This window comes from Caballeronia sp. KNU42 (assembly GCF_053760385.1).
This window is the reverse complement of the sequence record NZ_CM132388.1, coordinates 1,766,771-1,784,898: the sequence shown is the minus strand read 5'-3', so window position 1 is coordinate 1,784,898 and position 18,128 is coordinate 1,766,771. Positions and strand designations below refer to the sequence as shown.

The following is an 18,128-nucleotide window of genomic DNA, read 5'->3' as shown; positions in this document are numbered from 1 at the left end:
TTGATAAGCGATCAACCCATCAACCGCTGCCCCTCATCCTGACGTTACCTCTTGCCCACCATGTCTTCCGGTTTCACCCACTCGTCGAATTCGGCTTCGGTCACAAACCCAAGCGCCAGCGCGGACGCCTTCAGCGTCGTCCCTTCCTTATGGGCCTTCTTCGCAATCTTCGCGGCCTTGTCATAGCCGATATGCGGATTCAGCGCCGTCACGAGCATCAGCGATTCGTTCAGCAAGCTGTCGATACGCGACTCGTTCGCCTCGATCCCGTCCGCGCAGTTGTCGTTGAAACTTTGCGCGCCGTCGGCCAGCAGCCGGACCGATTGCAGCACGTTGTGCGCGATCATCGGGCGGAATACGTTGAGCTCGAAATTGCCGCTCGCGCCACCAATATTCACCGCCACGTCATTCCCGAACACCTGGCAGCACAGCATGGTGACGGCTTCGGATTGAGTCGGGTTGACCTTGCCCGGCATGATCGAGCTGCCCGGCTCGTTCTCGGGAATCGACAACTCTCCCAGTCCGCACCGCGGTCCGCTCGATAGCCAGCGGATGTCGTTGGCGATCTTCATCAAACCCGCAGCGATGGTCTTCAGCGCGCCATGCGCGAACACGAGCGCGTCGGCGGCGGCCATGACTTCGAATTTGTTCGGCGCGGTTTCGAAAGGCAAATCGGTCAACTTGCCGATCACGCCGGCCACCTTCACGGCAAACTCGGGATGCGCATTCAAACCCGTGCCAACCGCCGTGCCGCCCAACGCCAGTTGATACAGATGCGGCAAGGTCGATTCAACGTGCCGGATGCCCTGATCGAGTTGAGCGACATAACCCGAGAACTCTTGTCCCAGCGTAAGCGGCGTCGCGTCCTGCAAATGCGTGCGGCCAATTTTCACGATTCGAGCAAATGCGTTCGATTTTCTATCGAGCGTATCGCGCAAGGTTTTGAGCGCAGGCACGAGATGCTTCGTGATGGCGACCGCGGCGGCAATATGCATCGCGGTCGGGAACACGTCGTTCGACGATTGCCCGCGATTCACGTCGTCGTTGGGATGCACCTTGCGCTCTTCGCCGCGCACGCCGCCCATCAACTCGCTTGCGCGGTTTGCAATCACCTCGTTGAGGTTCATGTTGGTCTGCGTGCCGGAACCCGTTTGCCACACGGCGAGCGGGAATTCGTTGGGATGCTTGCCGGCCAGGATCTCGTCGGCGGCCGCGATGATCGCCTGGGCTTTGTCGGCGGCGAGCACCTTCAGTTCAGCATTCACTTCCGCCGATGCCCGCTTAACAATCGCGAGCGCATTGATCAGTTCAGGAGATTGCTTCTCGCTCGAAATCTTGAAATTCTGCAAGGAACGCTGCGTTTGCGCACCCCAGAGTTTTGCGTTCGGCACGGCGATTTCGCCGAACGTGTCCTTTTCGAGTCTTACGTCGTCGGTCATGGCTTCATGCTCCTTCGGCTTGGCAATCAGGTTCGGGGTTGAATAGCGGAAATATCGAAAATCTCAAAGCTGCGAATCGACGGGCAGCAGCATGAACAGACCCGTCATCACGTTGCGATAAAGGCCCGCTTGCGGGTCGAAATTGTAGGTTCGCACCAGGCCGTCGTCTTCAGTGGTCCAGACGAGCGGGGACATCGGCGAGCCGGTGTACTTCAGGCCCGCAAGCACCGCGGGCGAAGCGAGTTCCACACGATACGCCCTCGCCGGCGCAATGCCGGCATCGAACAATTGTGCGGCTTCCCCCGCAATTTGCGGGTTGTAGATCACCAGCGCGAGTTCCGTGTTGAGCGACGCCGAGCGCGGGTCCAGGTTCATCGACCCAATCACGAGGATACTGCGATCCAGCATATAAGCCTTGGCATGCAGGCTCGCGCGCGATCGCGAGCCGAACAGCCCGGCGCGCGGCCGGCCGTCGCCCTCCGCCTGCACCGGCTTGAACTCGTATAACTCTACGCCGGCCTTGAGCATTGGTACGCGATACGGCGCGTAACCCGCCTGTACCGCGACGGCGTCGGTGGCCGCCAGCGAATTGGTCAGCACTTTCACCTTCACGCCGCGCCCCGTGATGGCGGCTAGCGCCTTTACGCCCTCGTCGTGCGGCACGAAATACGGCGAAATGATGAGGACCTCGCTGCGGGCCTGGTTTGCGAGCTCGATCAGGCGCTGCATGGGCGGGCTTTTGTAGTCCTTGTCGGGATGCTCGATCTTGACCGGTGAATCGGCAACGAACTCCGTGCGCGCCCAGGTCAGGCCCAGCCCGTCCTGTGCGATCTGCTGGGCAATTGGCGTGGCGTTCAGTGGCTTGGCGTTCAGCGGATCGGCCTGTTCTTTCCAGTGCTGACGCAGGTCTTCGCGGGTTTTGTTGAGATCGGCGGGATCGAATTTTTGCTTGTTCAGCGCGCGCAGGGGATACGCAATCGAGCTGTTCCAGTAGTCGTCGAAACTCGCCGATATCTCTTGCGTCACCGGTCCGGCCGCGAACACATCGAGATCGCGGAATTGCAGGGTCGCGCTCGCGCTGAAGTATTCATCGCCGAGATTGCGGCCGCCCACGATCGCAATCTGGTTGTCCGCGATCATCGCCTTGTTGTGCATCCGGCGCGTGAAATGATCGACGTTCGTGAACAGGTTGCGCGTGCGTTCGCCGAAGCTGCGGGACGCGCTGCCGAATGGATTGAACACGCGGATATCGATGTTGTCGTGCGAATTCAGCGCGGCCATGATCTGGTCGATGTCCTTGAAATTCAGGTCATCGACGAGCATGCGCACCTTGACTCCGCGATCCGCCGCGTAAAGCGCGGCGCCCAGCAGCAGCTTGCCTGTGTTGTCTTCGTTCGCGATGTAGTACTGCATGTCGAGCGTCTTGGTCGCCGCGCGAGCGAGCGCGATGCGGGCCTGCAGCGCCTCGGTGCCGGTGGGCAGCAGGCGCACGCCGGACTCGCCGGGGTGCGCTGCCTCCTTCGGCAGCAGGGCCGAGCGCAAGGGGGTGTCGGCGGTGGCGGAGAGCGCGTGAGTGGCGGGGCGGTCGAACGCCGTCGCCGGCGGGCGGGTGGCGCAGGCGCTGAGCGCCAGCACCGTCAGAGCGGCAGCGGCGAGCGCGAACCCGCGCGACAGCGGTGCAAGGCGCCGGGTTCGTGCCGGCGGGATTGCCTCCGATGAAACCTGTCCTGCTCGCGTGCGCTCTGTGCGCCTGCCGGAATGCTGGCCTGACGCGGCTTGAGATAGTGATGACCGAGATAACTGCCTGCTGCATTCCGACACGTCCGTTCCTCTTGTTTTCCCGAGCGATTTTTTTGAACTGCTTGCGGCGGTTGCGCACGCAGCGGCCGCGTGCAGCAGCGGATCTCGCGGGTGTACAGCAAGGATCATGCGCGGTCATTTTATGGGAAATCGGCAACAAACACGGCGGTTGGGTCGATTAGCGAAAAAGTGGAGCGGGCAGCTAAGCGGTTGCTCGTAGCCTTTCTCGCGGCTGGCGCCGGCTGGTTCAACGCGGATCTGCCAGCGGGAGGAACAACGCGATTGAAGACGTGCGGACGAAAAAAAGCCCGCTTCGACGAAGCGGGCCTAATACCCCTGTTACTGGATGAATCTCAAGGAGACGGCTTGATCGTATCTCCGCACCGCTCCAGTTCCAACCAACAATGTCTGCTTAACTTATGCCGCGTTGTGCCGTGGCACCCTGGGTAATCGAACATCCGCAGCCACCGCTTCAAGCCGTGTGCCGGGGCGCCTGCCCGGATTTGCCGGGTTCAAGCGCGCCGCGCGTGATCAAACGCCGGCTCATGCGATCGAAGCGAAGGGTCATCAGCACCGCGACGCTCGCGAGTCCCGCAGCCAGGCCCCACCACAAGCCCTTCGTGCCGCCGTTGAAGTGAAATGCCAGCATGTAGCCCGTCGGAAAGCCGATGCCCCAATAACCGAGCGCCGCGGCGAGCATGGGCACGCGCGTGTCCTTCAGCCCGCGCAGCACGCCCGACGCGACGGTCTGCATGCCGTCGACGATCTGGAATACGGCTGCGACCCCCAGCAGCGACGCGGCCAGCGCAACGGTCTGGGCGTTCTTCGGATCGTTCAGATGCAGATAGAGCCCGACGATCGCGTGCGGCGCCAGCACCAGCACGCAGCCGGACATCGCCATGAACGACACGCCTAGCGCGATTGCCACGAAGCCGGCGTGGCGCGCAGCCAGCGGCTGCCCCGCGCCGATCCAGAATCCGACGCGCACGTTTGCCGCCTGGCCGATGGCAAGCGGCACCATGAACGCCACCGACGCCACGTTCAGCGCGATCTGATGCGCGGCAAGCTGCGCTTCGCCGAGCGTGCCGACGGTCATCCCGGTGGCGAGAAACAGCGTGGATTCAACGCCATAGGTGATCGCGACCGGCCAGCCGATACCAAACAATTCGCCCATCAGCGGCAGGCGCGGTCTCGATGCAACGACAAAATGCCGGTAACGCGGCCGCAGATGCAGGAACGCGATGAGTACCAGCGCCGTCATCCAGACTGTAGTCGTGGTGGCGACCGCCGAGCCGAGAAAACCAAGTTCGGGCAGGCCATAGGCGCCGTGGATCAAGCCGTAGTTGAGAAATGCGTTCACGAACACACCGCCAATCGATACCCACAGCAGCCGCTTCGCCGCGCCAATAGCCGGCAGGAACGCGCGCATCATGCCGATCCCGAGCAGGCTGCCGGGCGCGCCCCAGCGCAGGATTGCGCAATATTCGCCGACGTTCCTGGCGAGCATCGCGGGTTCGTGGAACTTGAGCAGGATCGGTTCGGCGAAGCTCAGCAGCGTGAAGGCGGGAATCGCGAGCAGCAGCGACAGCACCAGCCCGGTCCAGTAGATGTTCGGCACGAGGTGATCGTTGTTGGCGCCACGCGCATGCGAGACGGAGACACTGACCGACGTCAGCACGCCTTGCAGCAGCACCACGACCACGAAGAACAGGTTTGCGCCCAGGCCGCCGGCCGCGAGGGAATCGGGGCCGAGCGAGCCGAGCAGGATGGTGTCGGTGACGCCCATCGCCATTTGCGACAGTTGCGAGATCGCGAGGGGTGCGGCGAGCCTCGCGGTATCGACGGCGTGACGGGAAAGGCTAGGCGGCGCGTTCGCGCGTTTCAGACTGGATGGCATGACGGATTATCTGGATGCTTTGCTGCACGGCAAAAACCGGGCAAAAACGGCAACGGGCGATGCAGCTAACCGTTACCGGTGCTACATCGCCCGCTCGTTCCGGCCTCGCTTCAGCCTGAATCGGGCTGAAGCTCCGCTTTGGATTTCAGTGATGAAATCCGGCTTCGAATTCCAGCTGTGAATCCCGGCTTTGAAGCACTCTTGAAGCACATTGGCTTGAAAAGCTGGCTTCGACCGTCAACAAGCTGAAAGCGGCGAAAGGGAACGAAAGCCATCTAGCTTATTGCTTGATTGCGATTATGTCGATCACGACGCGATATTGAACGTCGTTCAGATCGGACTCATGCCGATCATTTCGGCTTGAGAACCTTGATCGTGGTGTCGTCGATGACCACCGTCTGGCCCGCGCGGATCTTGCAGGTCTTGCGCAGCTCGATCTTGCCATTGACCTTCACTTCGCCCTCGGCGACGCGCGCTTTCGCCGAGCCGCCGCTATCGGCCAGGCCCATCAGCTTGAGCAGGTTGTGCAGTTCGACGTAGTCGCCTGTGAGCGTGAATTCGAGGCGCGGCATGGGGTCAGTCTTCGCAAGGTTGGGGACGGAAAGGGCGCCCATGATAAACCAGCCGGGCACGCCACGTGCGAGTACAGGCAAGGCTCCCGGATATCGGGCGTTTCGGTTGTTTGCAATATGTCAGGAAGTGAAACCTTCGGTAACAATGACACGTTTCAGCGAACTCCAGCGTCCGGCACCGGGTCAGTCGTAGTGACCGGTGCGTTTTTTACGTGGTTTTGTTCGCGTTCGTGCCGGTCAACAGAAGTGTAGACGGGTATTTGCGGCGCGCTGTTTCAAGCGGGGTGTTTGAGGACACAACGCACATCGCTTAGGCGTCGCGGGCGGTTGCAATGGTTGCAATCGACCACCCGGAATAAAACTGCCAGCGAGGAAATCAATATGTTGCAAGTCAAGAAAATGCTGTTGGGTACCGCTTTTGTCGCCATGGGTGTGTCTGCATCCGCGTTCGCGCAAACCGCGCAACCTTCCGACGCCGGCCAGATGGCCGCGCCGTCCGCGCAAACCGCACCGCCGCCGCAAAACATTGTCGCGCCGGCGCCGATCGATCCGTTTGTCGTGAAGCGCAATGCCAACGCGCAGGCTAGTGCTGAATACAAGGCATCGAAGAAGGCATCGAAGCAGGACTTGAAGGCGACAAACAAGGAAGCGAAGGCGCAATACAAGGAGCAGGTGCGCAACGCGAAGATCAACAAGAAGGCCGACAACCAGACCGCCAACGACGACTTGAAGTCCGCCGAGCCGGACGGTCCGAAGGATACGGGCCTGCAGCATTAAGTTTTCAGTTCGACAAAAAGGACGAACAGAACGATCGAGCGCGGCCCCCAAGCGGGGCCGCTGGCAAGGAGGAATTCATGACAACGACCACTAAACGCTTGATTGCAGCGCTGCTTGCGGGTGCGTTCGCAACAGCCGCCACTGTGTCGGTTGCGCAGACGCAGACCACCGCCAACCCTGAACCCACGCACGCCGATAAGAAAGCGGCGAAGAAGCAGGACCAGGCGGATAAGGACGCGAACGTAGCGCAGGCCAAGGCCGACAAGAAAAAGACGGAATCGCAATCGAAGGCGGATGAAGCCGCTGCCGACGCGAACCTGAAAAACGCGAAGAAAGCGGACTGATTCGCGACAGGTTGCGCTGCAGGGAAGGACGATGGCCCCGCACGCTTGAGCGCGCCGGGCCATTTTTATAGGGCCAAAAGCCTTCTGCATCAGTCGCTTGCGTGGAAGAGTTGTATGGATATACAGTGTGCGTCACCCGTTTTTAAAGCCCATTCGACGTGCTCACGCTCAACTCCGCCACCGATGACAATCCCGCGCCCGAGCCGGCGCAGGAAGACATTGCGTCGTACCTGACCAAACTGAACGACGCGCAGCGGGAAGCCGTCGAGTACGGCACGCAAGCGTCGGACGCTGGCGAGCCAGCCGGCGCGCTGCTGGTGATCGCGGGGGCGGGGTCGGGCAAGACGAACACGCTGGCGCATCGCGTGGCGCATTTGCTGGTGAAGGGCGCGGACCCGCACAGGATCCTCTTGCTGACGTTTTCGCGGCGCGCGGCGAGCGAGATGACCCGGCGCGTGACGCGTATCGCCGTGAACGCTTTGGGCAATCGCAGCGTGATCGCGCAGGGCCTCACCTGGTCTGGCACCTTCCATAGCGTGGGCGCGCGGTTGTTGCGCGATTACGCGGATCTCGTGGGGTTGTCGCCGTCGTTCACGATCAACGACCGCGAGGATTCCGCCGATCTCATGAACCTCGTGCGGCATGAACTCGGGTTATCGGCGAAAGAAAAACGCTTTCCGGCCAAGTCCACTTGCTTCGCCATTTACTCGCGCGTGGTCAACACCGGCGTGTCGCTTGCCACGGTGCTCGACCAGGCGTTCCCGTGGTGCCGCGAATGGCAAGACGACCTGCGCCGCCTCTTCGCGGCCTACGTCAACGCGAAGCAGCAGCAAAGCGTGCTCGACTATGACGACCTGCTGCTCTACTGGTCGCATCTCGCCGCCGAGCCGTCCATTGCCGCGGATCTGTCGAGCCGTTTCGACCACGTGCTGGTCGATGAATACCAGGACACGAACAAGCTGCAGGCGTCCATCTTGCTGTCGATGAAACCCGATGGCCGCGGGCTGACGGTCGTCGGCGACGACGCCCAGTCCATCTATTCATTTCGCGGCGCGACGGTGCGCAATATTCTCGATTTCCCGAGCCACTTCGACCCGCCCGCGAAATGCGTGACGCTCGAGCGCAATTACCGCTCGACGCAGCCGATTCTGGCGGCATCGAATGCGGTGATCGGACTCGCCGCCGAGCGTTATACGAAGAACTTGTGGACCGACAAGGCATCGGCGCAACGCCCACGCCTGGTCTCGGTGGCGGACGAGGCGGATCAGGCGCGTTATATCGTCGAGCAGGTGCTGGAGGCGCGCGAAGGCGGCATGACGCTCAAGCAGCAAGCGGTGCTGTTTCGCGCCGCGCATCATAGCGCCGCGCTCGAAATCGAACTCACGCGGCGCAACATTCCGTTCGTGAAGTTCGGTGGACTGAAGTTCCTCGATTCGGTTCACGTGAAGGACGTGCTGGCGGTACTGCGCTGGGGCGAGAACCTGCGTGATCGCGTGGCCGGGTTTCGCGTGCTGCAGTTGTTGCCAGGGGTTGGACCTGCCATCGCGGGGCGTGTACTCGATCAGGTCGCCGAGCGCGGCGAGACGCCGGCCGCGTTGGCCGCATTCGCCGCGCCGTTGCGCGCGAGCGAAGACTGGCCGACGCTCGTCGCGATGATGTCGAAGGTTTGCGCACGCGAAAGCGGCTGGCCCGCTGAATTCGAAATGATCCGGCGCTGGTACGAACCGCATCTGGAACGCAATCACGAAGACGCGTCGATCCGTCATGGCGACGTGTTGCAGATGGAAAGCATTGCGTCCACGTATCCCACGCGCGAGCGTTTTCTCACGGAACTGACGCTCGATCCGCCCGATGCCACCAGCGACGAATCGGGTGTTCCGCTCATCGACGAGGATTATCTGATTCTTTCCACCATCCATTCGGCCAAGGGCCAGGAGTGGAAGAACGTGTTCGTGATGAATGGCGTGGATGGCTGCATTCCATCCGATATGGGCACGGGCAGCGACGAGGAAATCGATGAAGAGAGGCGGCTGTTGTACGTCGCCATGACGCGTGCGAAAGAGGATTTGCACATTGTCACGCCGCAGCGTTTCTACGTGCACAACCAGACGCATATGGGCGACCGGCATGTCTGGGCGGCGCGTACGCGTTTCATCCCCGCGCATCTGATGCCGCAGTTCGAAGCGTGCGCGTGGCCGCCAGTTCCCGAGCCGGCCGCGCCGACAGCGGCGGGACTGGCCGCGGCGGCAAAGGCCAAAGTCGATATCGCCGCGCGGTTGAAGAAGATGTGGGAGTGAAGGGCTTCGAGCTAGCTCAAAACAAGCTCAACGTTCCGCACGCGAAGGCTTCGGCACTCTGCGCTCCGGCGTGAAGATCGTACGCAGCCAGTTGCCGAAGCGAGTGAAACCGTCGTACGGCTCTTCAATAAAAATCTCCGGCTTCATCATGCGCAACTGCTCGAGTACTTGCTGTGCTTCCTGCTTTGCAATCGAGCCATGGAACATACCGAGGCGCAGCAGGCAGCGCAGTTCACCGAGCTTCTCGCGCGCTGTCGATCCAGCACTATGTTCGGTCGCAATCTTGGTTTCGTACACGCGTTGACGCAGTGAATCGGCGAGACGCCATGCGGGCGTCTGCATTTTCATCTCGAGTTCCTGAATATCCGATGCTGCCGCCTTGATCTGCGACGCAAGTGGATCGATCTGCGCCGCGTCTCCATTCGCCTCGGTCACGATAGCCGTGGCCCACGCGCGTGACGCCTTCACGAGGTCGTCCGGTTTCCAGTCCGAACGCACGGCGAAGCCGAAACCGTGTTCCGCGGCTTGACGCATCATCATTTCGACGACGTCGGGAAACTCCTTGTCGAGCGCCCGTTTTGCCCACGCGTACTGGCCGTTCTGCAGCATTCGCTGGACCGCTTGTTCCGTGAGCGGCGTGGGGTTGTCGAGCAGTTTTGCGCGCAGGAAATCTTCGAACGTGGGCGTGACGAATTGCGGGTCGAACTTGAGCGACAGACGAATCAACGTCTCGAAGTCACGGCGTAGCGCCGCGATGGTTTCGTCTTTAAACGAAAGGGTGATCTGACCCATGATGTTTCCCGGTTTCCGATCCCGCTGGCCGGTTCAAGCCGGCGCGGGAAGACAGTCGGCGTCGCCATGAGGGCGACGGCCGTTCGTCTGTATATCGGCGTGGGGAGGGAAAACTTTAGGGCGGGTTTGACGAGGCCGCTGTCTTATTTGACGGGAATCGTCGTACCTGCAGGCACCGGCACGGCGGTCACGCTGTTCTTCGCGCTACCGGTCGTAATCCGGTCGCTATACGTCAGATAAACCAGCGTATTGCGCTTGGCATCGACTATACGCACTACGTGTAACGTCTTGAAGATAAACGACATACGCTCCGAGAACACATCGGACTTTTGCTTGAGCGGCGCATCGATCTTGATCGGTGCGACCTGGCGGCAAGCTATCGAAGCCTCAGACGGGTCTTCGGCTATTCCCAGCGTTCCTTTAACGCCGCCCGTGCGTGCGCGGGAAACGTAACAGGTGACGCCGGCGACGGCGGGGTCGTCGTACGCCTCGACCGTAACGCGATCCGAGCCGGTAAAGCGGAAATTCGTGTTGACGCTGGCTATTTCCTCGGCATGCAGGGCAGGCGCAGCAAACAACGCAACGAGCGACGTCAGGGACGTCAGAGCGACGAGAGCGCGTTTCATCGGAATCCTTCGGCAATGAGGAAATGAAAAAGGCGTCGATATTGTATCGACGCCTTCGTTCAGTTCACGTGAAACCGCGCGCTTTCGCGTTCAATAAAAAGCTCAGTGAAAGATCAGATACAGGATCACCAACACGATCACCGGCACGCCAAGCAACCATCCCAGTAGATAGGGCATGTCTTCCTCCATTCGATTTCTGATTCAATGAATTCAGTATCGATGAGAGGCCGGTCCGCCGATACCCGCGAGCGTCCTATTCGACTGTAGGCGGGGTCCTATCGAAGGCGCATTTCTACCTCACGCGCATGGCGTAGCGCGTGATTTGCCGATATCGCTCATTGGGACGCAACACGACGTCTTCCGCGTCGTCCATATTGATCTGATTGGGAAACCCGCCCGCTTCGAGGCAAAGCCCGCCGTATTTGTGATAAGTCAGACCGCGCTTGCCCGGCACGCCTTCGAGACTGTTACTGGTGTAGAACACCAAACCGCGCTCGGTGGTCGAGACAAGCAGCTCGCGTCCGCTGGCCGGATGATAAACAGCGGCAACGCGCCGCAATTCGGGCAGCTCCGTGACCGGCTCAGCCGTTCCCAACACATAACAATGGTCGATACCGCCACCCGCCAGCGTCACTTGCTCGTTGTCGCGGGTGTCCAGTCGCGGTCCGAGCAGCGCGGCCGTACGGAAGTCGAACGGCGTATTGGCGACGTTTTCCAGCGTGGTCGGAATCGTATGTTTATCGATGGCGAAAAATTGATCGGCGGCGATCTCGATCTCATGGTCGTGGATAGTCGTCGAGTCCACGCCCGACAGGTTGAAGTACGCGTGGTTCGTGAGGTTGAGCGGCGTAGGTGCGTCCGTGAAGGCATCGTAGGTGATCGTCAGCTCGCCCGCGTTGCTGAACGCGTAGGTCACCTGGACGGTGAGCGCGCCGGGGAAACCGCTATCGCCTGCGGGCGATTCGAGCGTGAGGACCAAAGCGTCGTCCGTATGTCGCGCTTGCCACAGCTTGTAGCTAAAGCCCTGGACGCCGCCGTGTAGCGAATTCGGTGGCTGATTGGCTTCGAGTTGGTACTCCACGCCATCGAGCGAGAAGCGTGCGCCCGCGATGCGGTTCGCCCAGCGTCCGACGGTTGCGCCCATGTAGGCAGGACCGGTTGTGTACGCGGCGGGGGCATCGTGGCCGAGCAGGATATCTGCCAGACGGCCGTCGCGATCCGGCGCGAACCAGGAGACGAGCGACGCGCCCAGATTCGTCACCGATACCCGCAAGCCGTTGTCATGGCTCAGCGTGTGAAGATCGACGGGCGTACCGTCTGCGAGATTGCCCCAGTGGGCGCTGGAAATAGTCATGGTGTGGTCTCCGGATTCTGGTTTTTTGCGGGATGGCGGGTTGCTTCCGGCTTGGGCAGCCGGTCGCGATAAAGCGTGCTGACGTAATCCAGATGGGCGCCGGCGGCGTCGCGAGCGCGGCGCGGGTCGCGGGCGATGATCGCATCGAAGATGGCTTGGTGCTGCGCGAGCAGGTTCGCTTCCACGTCGTTGTCGTAGTCGACCAGCCGGTGCGATGTCAGCATCGATTCCCGTACGAGCTCGTGCAAGCCGTGCATCACGTGGGCGAGCGCGAGGTTGTGGGTGGCGTCGGCAATGGCGAGATGGAACGCGGCGTCGTGTTCTGCGATACGAGTGCGTTTAGGTTCGATGGCAGCGGTTTTCAGCGCGTTGAACGCTTCGGTGATGCGCGCCAGATCGGCGGGAGTGGCGCGTTCGGCCGCGTAGCCCGTGGCCAGGGATTCGAGGCCGTGGCGGAGTTCGAGGACATCGGCGCTGGCCGTGGGATGCTGGCTCAGCAACGCGGCGAGCGGAGCGGACACGAGCGGCGCGGTGACATCGGATACAACGAAGCCGCTGCGCGCAGCCGCCTGGATAAATCCATCCGATTCCAGCCGGATCAGCGCTTCACGCAGCGACGGGCGCGAGACATTGAGCTGTTCCGCGAGATCGCGTTCGGCGGGAAGGCGTTGCCCGGGGATTAATGCGCCGGTCGTGATCAGCGCCCGGATCTGGTCGGAGACGACATCGGCGATGCGCGTGCGCGTGTAGGACTGGACGGGCTTGAAAGGCATGAGTGCGCTAAAGGTGGATAACAAACCGGCTCGATATTTTTCCTAGTTTGACATGAAAGATCGCAAACTTTAAAGTCTTGGTCAGACCAAGCTGACCAAGAATGGCAAAATCCTTCGTTTTTCCGGCTCCTCACATTTTTCTAATCAATGAAAGTCGCCCTGTTCGTTCCCTGTTTTATCGATGCGTTCTATCCCGAAGTCGGCATCGCGACACTCGAATTGCTCGAACGACTGGGCGTAGAAGTCGACTACCCGGAGGAACAAACCTGTTGCGGCCAGCCGATGGCGAATAGCGGCGCGCAAAAGGAAGCGGCCGGCGCCGAGCGCGTGTTCGCCCGCAATTTCGCCGATTACGACTACGTGGTCGGGCCTTCGGCGAGCTGCATTCATCACGTGCGCGAGCATTTGACCGCGATCGAGCAGACCGCGTCCGTGCGCAAGGTGCGAACGAGCGCCTACGAACTCGTCGAATTTCTCCACGATGTCCTCAAGGTGCGCGAATTCCCGTGGGCCGAATTCCCGCATCGGGTCGGCTTGCACAATAGTTGCAGCGCGATCCGGCATCTGAAGGAGGTCTCTGCATCGGAGATCAATGGAACGCCGTTTTCCAAACCCCGCGCGTTACTCGAAGGCGTCAAAGGCATCGAATTCGTTACGCCCACGCGCCCCGACGAATGCTGCGGCTTCGGCGGCACGTTTTCGGTGACTGAAGAAGCGGTATCGGTGAGGATGGGGCAGGACAAGGTCCGCGATCATCTCGGTGCGGGCGCGCAATATATCGTCTCAGGCGATATGTCGTGCCTCATGCATCAGCAAGGTTGCGCCGAACGCCTGAAACTCGATGCCCGTTTTATCCACATCGCCCAGATCCTGAACGGAGCACGCGCATGAGCGACGTCGCGAAGGGAAAAAGCAAACGGCTCGATCACGCGAAGGCGGCGGGCGCGTTCATCGCGAAGGAAGACCACGTTGCTTTCCACGATAAACGCCTCTGGGACCTGCGCAGCAAACGCGACGCCCAAGCCCACGGCATGCCCGAATGGGAGACGCTGCGCGAGCTGGCGTCGGGGATCAAGGAGCACACGCTTTCGAATCTGGCAGATTATCTCGACCAGTTCATCACTCAAGCCGAGTCGCATGGGGTGATCGTGCATTACGCATCGACGGCCGAAGAGCACAACGAGATCGTCTACAAGCTGATGTCCGAGCGCGGCTTGACCACGCTGGTCAAAAGCAAATCCATGCTCACCGATGAATGCAAGATGCGCGAGTACATCGAGCCGCGCGGCATCACGGTGATGGAAACGGATCTCGGCGAGCGCATCCAGCAACTGGATAACCAGGACCCGAGCCACATGGTCGTGCCCGCCGTACATAAACTGCGCGCGGATGTTGCCGAGCTTTTTGGCCGCACGATCGGCACCGATCCCAAGAACAGCGATATCCACTACCTCGCCGAAAGCCAGCGCATGAACACGCGACCGTATTTCGTGCGCGAAAAAACCGCAGGGATGACGGGCTGCAACTTCGCGGTTGCGGAGACGGGAACGGTCGTCGTGTGCACGAACGAGGGCAATGCGGACTTGTCGGCGAATGTGCCGCCGCTGCACATTGCATCGATTGGTATCGAAAAGCTGATTCCCCGGATTTCCGATCTCGGCGTGTTCATTCGCATGCTGTCGCGCAGTGCGCTCGGTTCGCCGATCACGCAATACACCTCGCATTTCCGCGCGCCGCGGCTGGGCTCGGAGATGCACTACATCCTCGTCGATCACGGCCGCTCCGAGCGCCTCGCGATGGAGGATTTCTGGTATTCGCTTAAATGCATCCGTTGCGGCGCGTGCATGAATACGTGCCCGGTGTACAGGCGCAGCGGTGGCTTGTCGTACGGCTTTACGTATTCGGGGCCGATCGGCGCGATCATCAATCCTACTTACGATATGAAGCGCTTCAGCAGCCTGCCGTTTGCGTCAACGCTCAACGGCAGTTGTACGAACGTCTGCCCCACGAAGGTCAACATTCACGAGCAGATCTACAAGTGGCGCGAAGTGATCGCGGCGAATCATGAAGTGCCGTTCGTGAAGCAGGAAGTGTTGAAGATGGCAGGGCGCCTGCTTGCCAGTCCTACGTTGTATCGAGGCACCGTTGCGTCGCTTGGCGGCGCGCTGAAGCGGCTGCCGAACTTCGTGCTCTATAACCCGCTGAACATCTGGGGCCGTCAGCGCGATCTGCCCGAGACGCCCGCTGAAACTTTCCACGAGTGGTACAAGAAAAATCGCAAGATCGCCAAAAAATGACGATAACCACACGTGACACTTTTCTCGCGAAGATCCGCGCGGCGCAACCGGCCGGCAGGCCGCGTCCCGACGTGCCGCTCTTCGATACCCCGCCCGGTGAACGACTCGAACGCTTTCGCACCGCTCTCGCCGCGATGGGCGGAACCGTGGTCGAAGGCGAATCGCTCGATACGGTGCGCGCGCTGCTGGCCGAGCGTTTCGGCCCGGACGCGATAGTTGCGTCGGCTGTGCCGGGTATCGAAGGAAATCGTGCGCTCGCCGCCGATATGCCGCCTGCGTTACTGCAGGACGTCGATGCAGGCGTCGTGCGCGCGCGCTTCGGCGTGGCGGAAACGGGCTCGGTCTGGTTCAGCGAGGACGAGTACATCGTCAATTCGATTGGGTATCTGGTGCAGCATCTGGTCGTGCTGCTCGATCCTGCGCAAATCGTGGATGGGCTGCAGGATGTGTATCGACGCGATGACTTCAAGGCCGCGCGTTATGCGGTGCTGGTGACGGGGCCATCGGCGACGGCGGATATCGAAGGCGTGCTGATTCGCGGAGCACAAGGCGTGCGGTCGCTGACGGTGGTGTTGCTGGCGGTTTAAATCCCGCAGCGCGTATAAGGGACGCCAGATGCAAAAAAGCCGTTCCAACTTACGTTGGAACGGCTTTTCAACTAGCGCCGGATTTTACTGAGAGCCCAGCTTTTTGATCAGCACATCAAGCTGCGCCATTTCATCTTCGGTCAGGTCGGTCAGCGGAGCGCGCACAGGACCGGCGCTGCGGCCGATCAGCTTCGCCCCCGCCTTCACGATACTCACTGCATAACCCGCCTTGCGATTACGAATCGCCAGATACGGCATGAAGAACTCATCGAGCAAACGGCCGGTAGTCGCGTGATCCTGCGAGGCCACCGCTTTATAAAACTCCATCGCCGTCTTCGGAATGAAGTTGAATACCGCCGATGAATACACCGGCACGCCCAGCGCCTTATACGCTTCGGCATAAACCTCGGCGGTCGGCAGCCCGCCGAGATACGAGAACCGGTCGCCCAGCCGGCGACGGATCGTCACCATGTTTTCGATCTCGCCCACACCGTCCTTGAAGCCGATCAGGTTCGGGCAGGTATCGGCGAGCCGTTCGAGCATGTCGGCGTTGAGCTTCGAATTGGCGCGGTTATACACGATCACGCCAATATTCTTCACGGCCTTGCACACCTGTTCGACGTGCGCGGCAATGCCTTCCTGGCTGGCTTCGGTGAGGTAATGCGGCATCAGCAAGATGCCGTTCGCGCCCAGCCGTTCGGCCTCCTGCGCATAAGCAATCGCCACCCGCGTCGCGCCGCCCGCGCCAGCAAGAATGGGCACCTTGCCTTTGCAGGTTTCAGTCGCCGTGCGGATCACGTTCGAATATTCGCTTTGCGTCAGCGAGAAAAATTCACCCGTGCCGCCGGCCGCGAACAACGCCGTCGCGCCATAGGGCGCCAGCCATTCGAGACGGGCAGCGTAGGTATCGGCGCGGAAGTCGCCTTGTTCGTCGAAGTCGGTCAGCGGAAAGGACAGCAGCCCTTCGGAAACGATTTGCTTGAGCTCTTGAGGTGTTGTCATGGTTGGTCGTGAATTCGTTTTGGGGTAAGTCGATGATTAAGTCGATGATTAAGCGGTTGAGGAAATCAGCGCACGAGGCACGGGCGCTTGTTGTCGAAGGTCCAGTTCGGGATCAGGTACTGCATCGCGATGGCGTCATCGCGGGCGCCGAGACCGTGTTCCTGATACAGCGCGTGAGCTTTCTCGAGTTCATCCATATCGATATCCACGCCCAGGCCCGGGCGCGCCGGCACCTTCACCTTGCCGCCCACAATCTGCAGCGGCTCGCGCGTGAGGCGCTGGCCGTCCTGCCAGATCCAGTGGGTATCGATGGCAGTAATCTTGCCGGGCGCCGCCGCCGCGACGTGGGTGAACATGGCGAGCGAAATGTCGAAGTGATTGTTCGAGTGCGATCCCCACGTGAGGCCCCACTCGTTGCACATTTGCGCCACGCGCACCGAGCCTTGCATCGTCCAGAAATGCGGGTCGGCGAGGGGGATGTCCACCGATTGCAACTGGATCGCGTGGCCCATCTGGCGCCAGTCGGTCGCGATCATGTTGGTGGCCGTCGGCAGGCCCGTGGCGCGGCGGAATTCAGCCATGACCTCACGACCGGAATAGCCGTTTTCTGCGCCGCACGGGTCCTCGGCGTACGCGAGCACGTGATGCTGGTCGCGGCACAGGCGCACGGCTTCGGACAGCGACCACGCGCCGTTCGGGTCCAGCGTCACCCGGGCGTTCGGAAAGCGTTCGGCAAGTGCCGTGACCGCTTCGATTTCCGCATCGCCCGCGAGCACGCCGCCCTTCAGCTTGAAGTCGTTGAAGCCATAGCGTGCGTGCGACGCTTCCGCCAGCCGTACGACCGCCTCCGGGGTCATCGCTTCTTCGTGGCGCAAGCGGGTCCAGTCGTCGGTCGCGTCTGTCCCCGAGGAGTACGGCAGGTCGGTCTTGTTTCTATCGCCGATATAAAACAGGTAGCCGAGCATTTCCACTTCATCGCGTTGCTGGCCTTCGCCGAGCAGCGCCGCGACGGGCACACCCAGATGCTGGCCCAGCAAGTCGAGCAGCGCGGCTTCGAGCCCGGTCACGGCATGGATGGTCGTACGCAGGTCAAAGGTCTGCGTGCCGCGCCCGCCTGCATCGCGATCCGCGAATTGCTTGCGCGTGGTGTTGAGCACGGCGTGCAGATTGCCGATCGACTGACCGACGACGAGCGGACGCGCGTCGTCGATTGTCTTGCGGATACTCTCGCCACCCGGCACTTCACCCACGCCGGTATGCCCCGCGCTGTCACGCAGGATCACGATGTTGCGCGTGAAGAACGCGCCGTGCGCGCCGCTCAGGTTCAGCAACATGCTGTCGCGCCCGGCAACCGGAATCACGCGCAGTTCGGTGACGATGGGCGTGGCGTTCGCAGCGGTTGAAACGCTTGGAGTCGTGGACATTGACGTGATCAGTGTGAGTTGGTTGGAGGCTTGTGAGGGGGCTCTTAAGCGGCGCGGATCGGGTTCGGTTCGACAGCGTGTTCGGGGCGTCCGGTCAACCGGCCGTTCGCGCGGTGTCAGCGCGAACGCTCATGCGGCTAAGCGGCG

The 18,128-nt window shown here is 61.2% G+C and carries 17 protein-coding genes; 7 read left to right on the top strand and 10 right to left on the bottom strand.

Annotated elements, in window-relative coordinates; all coding sequences use genetic code 11:
* Positions 1–44 precede the first annotated feature (44 nt).
* The 3 genes from fumC to ACSOSP_RS07980 all read right to left on the bottom strand — a co-directional run bounded on the left by fumC (position 45) and on the right by ACSOSP_RS07980 (position 5,136).
* A complete protein-coding gene (gene fumC, locus ACSOSP_RS07990) occupies positions 45–1,439 on the bottom strand; it encodes a class II fumarate hydratase (protein ID WP_455310475.1) in 1,395 nt (464 codons plus the stop codon).
* Positions 1,440–1,502: 63 nt separating this feature from the next.
* Positions 1,503–3,113, bottom strand: coding sequence for a phospholipase D-like domain-containing protein (locus ACSOSP_RS07985; protein WP_455310889.1), 1,611 nt, complete (start codon positions 3,111–3,113; stop codon positions 1,503–1,505).
* Between the two features lie 598 nt (positions 3,114–3,711).
* Complete coding sequence (locus ACSOSP_RS07980) at positions 3,712–5,136, bottom strand: MATE family efflux transporter (protein WP_455310474.1); 1,425 nt, start codon at positions 5,134–5,136, stop codon at positions 3,712–3,714.
* On the opposite strand from ACSOSP_RS07980, the gene ACSOSP_RS07975 reads away from it, so the two are divergent.
* Positions 5,135–5,317 (top strand): hypothetical protein, encoded by a 183-nt coding sequence (locus ACSOSP_RS07975; protein ID WP_455310473.1) that lies wholly within the window; start codon positions 5,135–5,137, stop codon positions 5,315–5,317. The genes ACSOSP_RS07980 and ACSOSP_RS07975 overlap by 2 nt on opposite strands.
* 169 nt (positions 5,318–5,486) lie before the next feature.
* On the opposite strand, the gene ACSOSP_RS07970 is transcribed toward ACSOSP_RS07975, so the two are convergent.
* Positions 5,487–5,708 (bottom strand): RNA-binding S4 domain-containing protein, encoded by a 222-nt coding sequence (locus ACSOSP_RS07970; RefSeq protein WP_455310472.1) that lies wholly within the window; start codon positions 5,706–5,708, stop codon positions 5,487–5,489.
* A gap of 381 nt (positions 5,709–6,089) precedes the next feature.
* On the opposite strand from ACSOSP_RS07970, the gene ACSOSP_RS07965 reads away from it, so the two are divergent.
* The 3 genes from ACSOSP_RS07965 (at position 6,090) to ACSOSP_RS07955 (ending at position 9,126) form a co-directional block, all read left to right on the top strand.
* Positions 6,090–6,485, top strand: coding sequence for a hypothetical protein (locus ACSOSP_RS07965; RefSeq protein ID WP_455310471.1), 396 nt, complete (start codon positions 6,090–6,092; stop codon positions 6,483–6,485).
* Between the two features lie 77 nt (positions 6,486–6,562).
* Complete coding sequence (locus ACSOSP_RS07960) at positions 6,563–6,829, top strand: hypothetical protein (protein WP_455310470.1); 267 nt, start codon at positions 6,563–6,565, stop codon at positions 6,827–6,829.
* Positions 6,830–7,047: 218 nt separating this feature from the next.
* Complete coding sequence (locus tag ACSOSP_RS07955; protein WP_455310887.1) at positions 7,048–9,126, top strand: ATP-dependent helicase; 2,079 nt, start codon at positions 7,048–7,050, stop codon at positions 9,124–9,126.
* 27 nt (positions 9,127–9,153) lie between these two features.
* On the opposite strand, the gene ACSOSP_RS07950 is transcribed toward ACSOSP_RS07955, so the two are convergent.
* From ACSOSP_RS07950 to ACSOSP_RS07935, 4 genes are all read right to left on the bottom strand, one after another.
* Complete coding sequence (locus ACSOSP_RS07950; protein WP_455310469.1) at positions 9,154–9,918, bottom strand: DUF4088 family protein; 765 nt, start codon at positions 9,916–9,918, stop codon at positions 9,154–9,156.
* A 143-nt stretch (positions 9,919–10,061) separates the two neighbouring features.
* A complete protein-coding gene (locus ACSOSP_RS07945; RefSeq protein WP_455310468.1) occupies positions 10,062–10,544 on the bottom strand; it encodes a CreA family protein in 483 nt (160 codons plus the stop codon).
* 292 nt (positions 10,545–10,836) lie between these two features.
* Positions 10,837–11,898 carry an aldose epimerase family protein gene (locus ACSOSP_RS07940; protein WP_455310466.1) on the bottom strand — a complete coding sequence of 354 codons (1,062 nt, stop codon included), beginning with the start codon at positions 11,896–11,898 and terminating at the stop codon, positions 10,837–10,839.
* The gene (locus ACSOSP_RS07935) at positions 11,895–12,671 is read right to left on the bottom strand and encodes a FadR/GntR family transcriptional regulator (protein WP_455310465.1); all 777 of its coding nucleotides are present in this window, start codon (positions 12,669–12,671) and stop codon (positions 11,895–11,897) included. Before ACSOSP_RS07935 ends, ACSOSP_RS07940 begins: the two co-directional genes overlap by 4 nt.
* 147 nt (positions 12,672–12,818) lie before the next feature.
* Between ACSOSP_RS07935 and ACSOSP_RS07930 the strand changes: the two genes are divergently transcribed.
* The 3 genes from ACSOSP_RS07930 to ACSOSP_RS07920 are packed head-to-tail and all read left to right on the top strand — an operon-like array spanning position 12,819 to position 15,555.
* Positions 12,819–13,562, top strand: coding sequence for a (Fe-S)-binding protein (locus ACSOSP_RS07930; protein ID WP_455310464.1), 744 nt, complete (start codon positions 12,819–12,821; stop codon positions 13,560–13,562).
* Positions 13,559–14,968, top strand: a complete 1,410-nt coding sequence (locus ACSOSP_RS07925) for a lactate utilization protein B (RefSeq protein ID WP_455310463.1) — start codon at positions 13,559–13,561, stop codon at positions 14,966–14,968. Before ACSOSP_RS07930 ends, ACSOSP_RS07925 begins: the two co-directional genes overlap by 4 nt.
* 2 nt (positions 14,969–14,970) lie before the next feature.
* Positions 14,971–15,555 (top strand): LutC/YkgG family protein, encoded by a 585-nt coding sequence (locus ACSOSP_RS07920; protein WP_455310886.1) that lies wholly within the window; start codon positions 14,971–14,973, stop codon positions 15,553–15,555.
* A gap of 84 nt (positions 15,556–15,639) precedes the next feature.
* Here the strand turns inward: ACSOSP_RS07920 and kdgD are convergent, their stop codons facing one another.
* Together kdgD and gudD are read right to left on the bottom strand one after the other, a co-directional pair.
* Positions 15,640–16,557, bottom strand: coding sequence for a 5-dehydro-4-deoxyglucarate dehydratase (gene kdgD / locus ACSOSP_RS07915; protein WP_455310462.1), 918 nt, complete (start codon positions 16,555–16,557; stop codon positions 15,640–15,642).
* A gap of 65 nt (positions 16,558–16,622) precedes the next feature.
* Positions 16,623–17,981: a glucarate dehydratase gene (gene gudD, locus ACSOSP_RS07910; RefSeq protein WP_455310461.1), complete on the bottom strand. Its 1,359-nt coding sequence runs from the start codon at positions 17,979–17,981 to the stop codon at positions 16,623–16,625.
* Positions 17,982–18,128 lie beyond the last annotated feature (147 nt).

What these genes read in the sequence shown, in the direction of transcription:
- ACSOSP_RS07960 (WP_455310470.1), top strand. Translation starts at nt 6,563, where the DNA reads ATGACAACGACCACTAAACGCTTGATTGCAGCGCTGCTTGCGGGTGCG.
- ACSOSP_RS07975 (WP_455310473.1), top strand. Translation starts at nt 5,135, where the DNA reads ATGACGGATTATCTGGATGCTTTGCTGCACGGCAAAAACCGGGCAAAA.
- gudD (WP_455310461.1), bottom strand. Translation starts at nt 17,981, where the DNA reads ATGTCCACGACTCCAAGCGTTTCAACCGCTGCGAACGCCACGCCCATC.
- ACSOSP_RS07970 (WP_455310472.1), bottom strand. Translation starts at nt 5,708, where the DNA reads ATGCCGCGCCTCGAATTCACGCTCACAGGCGACTACGTCGAACTGCAC.
- ACSOSP_RS07945 (WP_455310468.1), bottom strand. Translation starts at nt 10,544, where the DNA reads ATGAAACGCGCTCTCGTCGCTCTGACGTCCCTGACGTCGCTCGTTGCG.
- ACSOSP_RS07940 (WP_455310466.1), bottom strand. Translation starts at nt 11,898, where the DNA reads ATGACTATTTCCAGCGCCCACTGGGGCAATCTCGCAGACGGTACGCCC.
- kdgD (WP_455310462.1), bottom strand. Translation starts at nt 16,557, where the DNA reads ATGACAACACCTCAAGAGCTCAAGCAAATCGTTTCCGAAGGGCTGCTG.
- ACSOSP_RS07925 (WP_455310463.1), top strand. Translation starts at nt 13,559, where the DNA reads ATGAGCGACGTCGCGAAGGGAAAAAGCAAACGGCTCGATCACGCGAAG.
- ACSOSP_RS07965 (WP_455310471.1), top strand. Translation starts at nt 6,090, where the DNA reads ATGTTGCAAGTCAAGAAAATGCTGTTGGGTACCGCTTTTGTCGCCATG.
- ACSOSP_RS07980 (WP_455310474.1), bottom strand. Translation starts at nt 5,136, where the DNA reads ATGCCATCCAGTCTGAAACGCGCGAACGCGCCGCCTAGCCTTTCCCGT.
- ACSOSP_RS07930 (WP_455310464.1), top strand. Translation starts at nt 12,819, where the DNA reads ATGAAAGTCGCCCTGTTCGTTCCCTGTTTTATCGATGCGTTCTATCCC.
- fumC (WP_455310475.1), bottom strand. Translation starts at nt 1,439, where the DNA reads ATGACCGACGACGTAAGACTCGAAAAGGACACGTTCGGCGAAATCGCC.
- ACSOSP_RS07950 (WP_455310469.1), bottom strand. Translation starts at nt 9,918, where the DNA reads ATGGGTCAGATCACCCTTTCGTTTAAAGACGAAACCATCGCGGCGCTA.
- ACSOSP_RS07935 (WP_455310465.1), bottom strand. Translation starts at nt 12,671, where the DNA reads ATGCCTTTCAAGCCCGTCCAGTCCTACACGCGCACGCGCATCGCCGAT.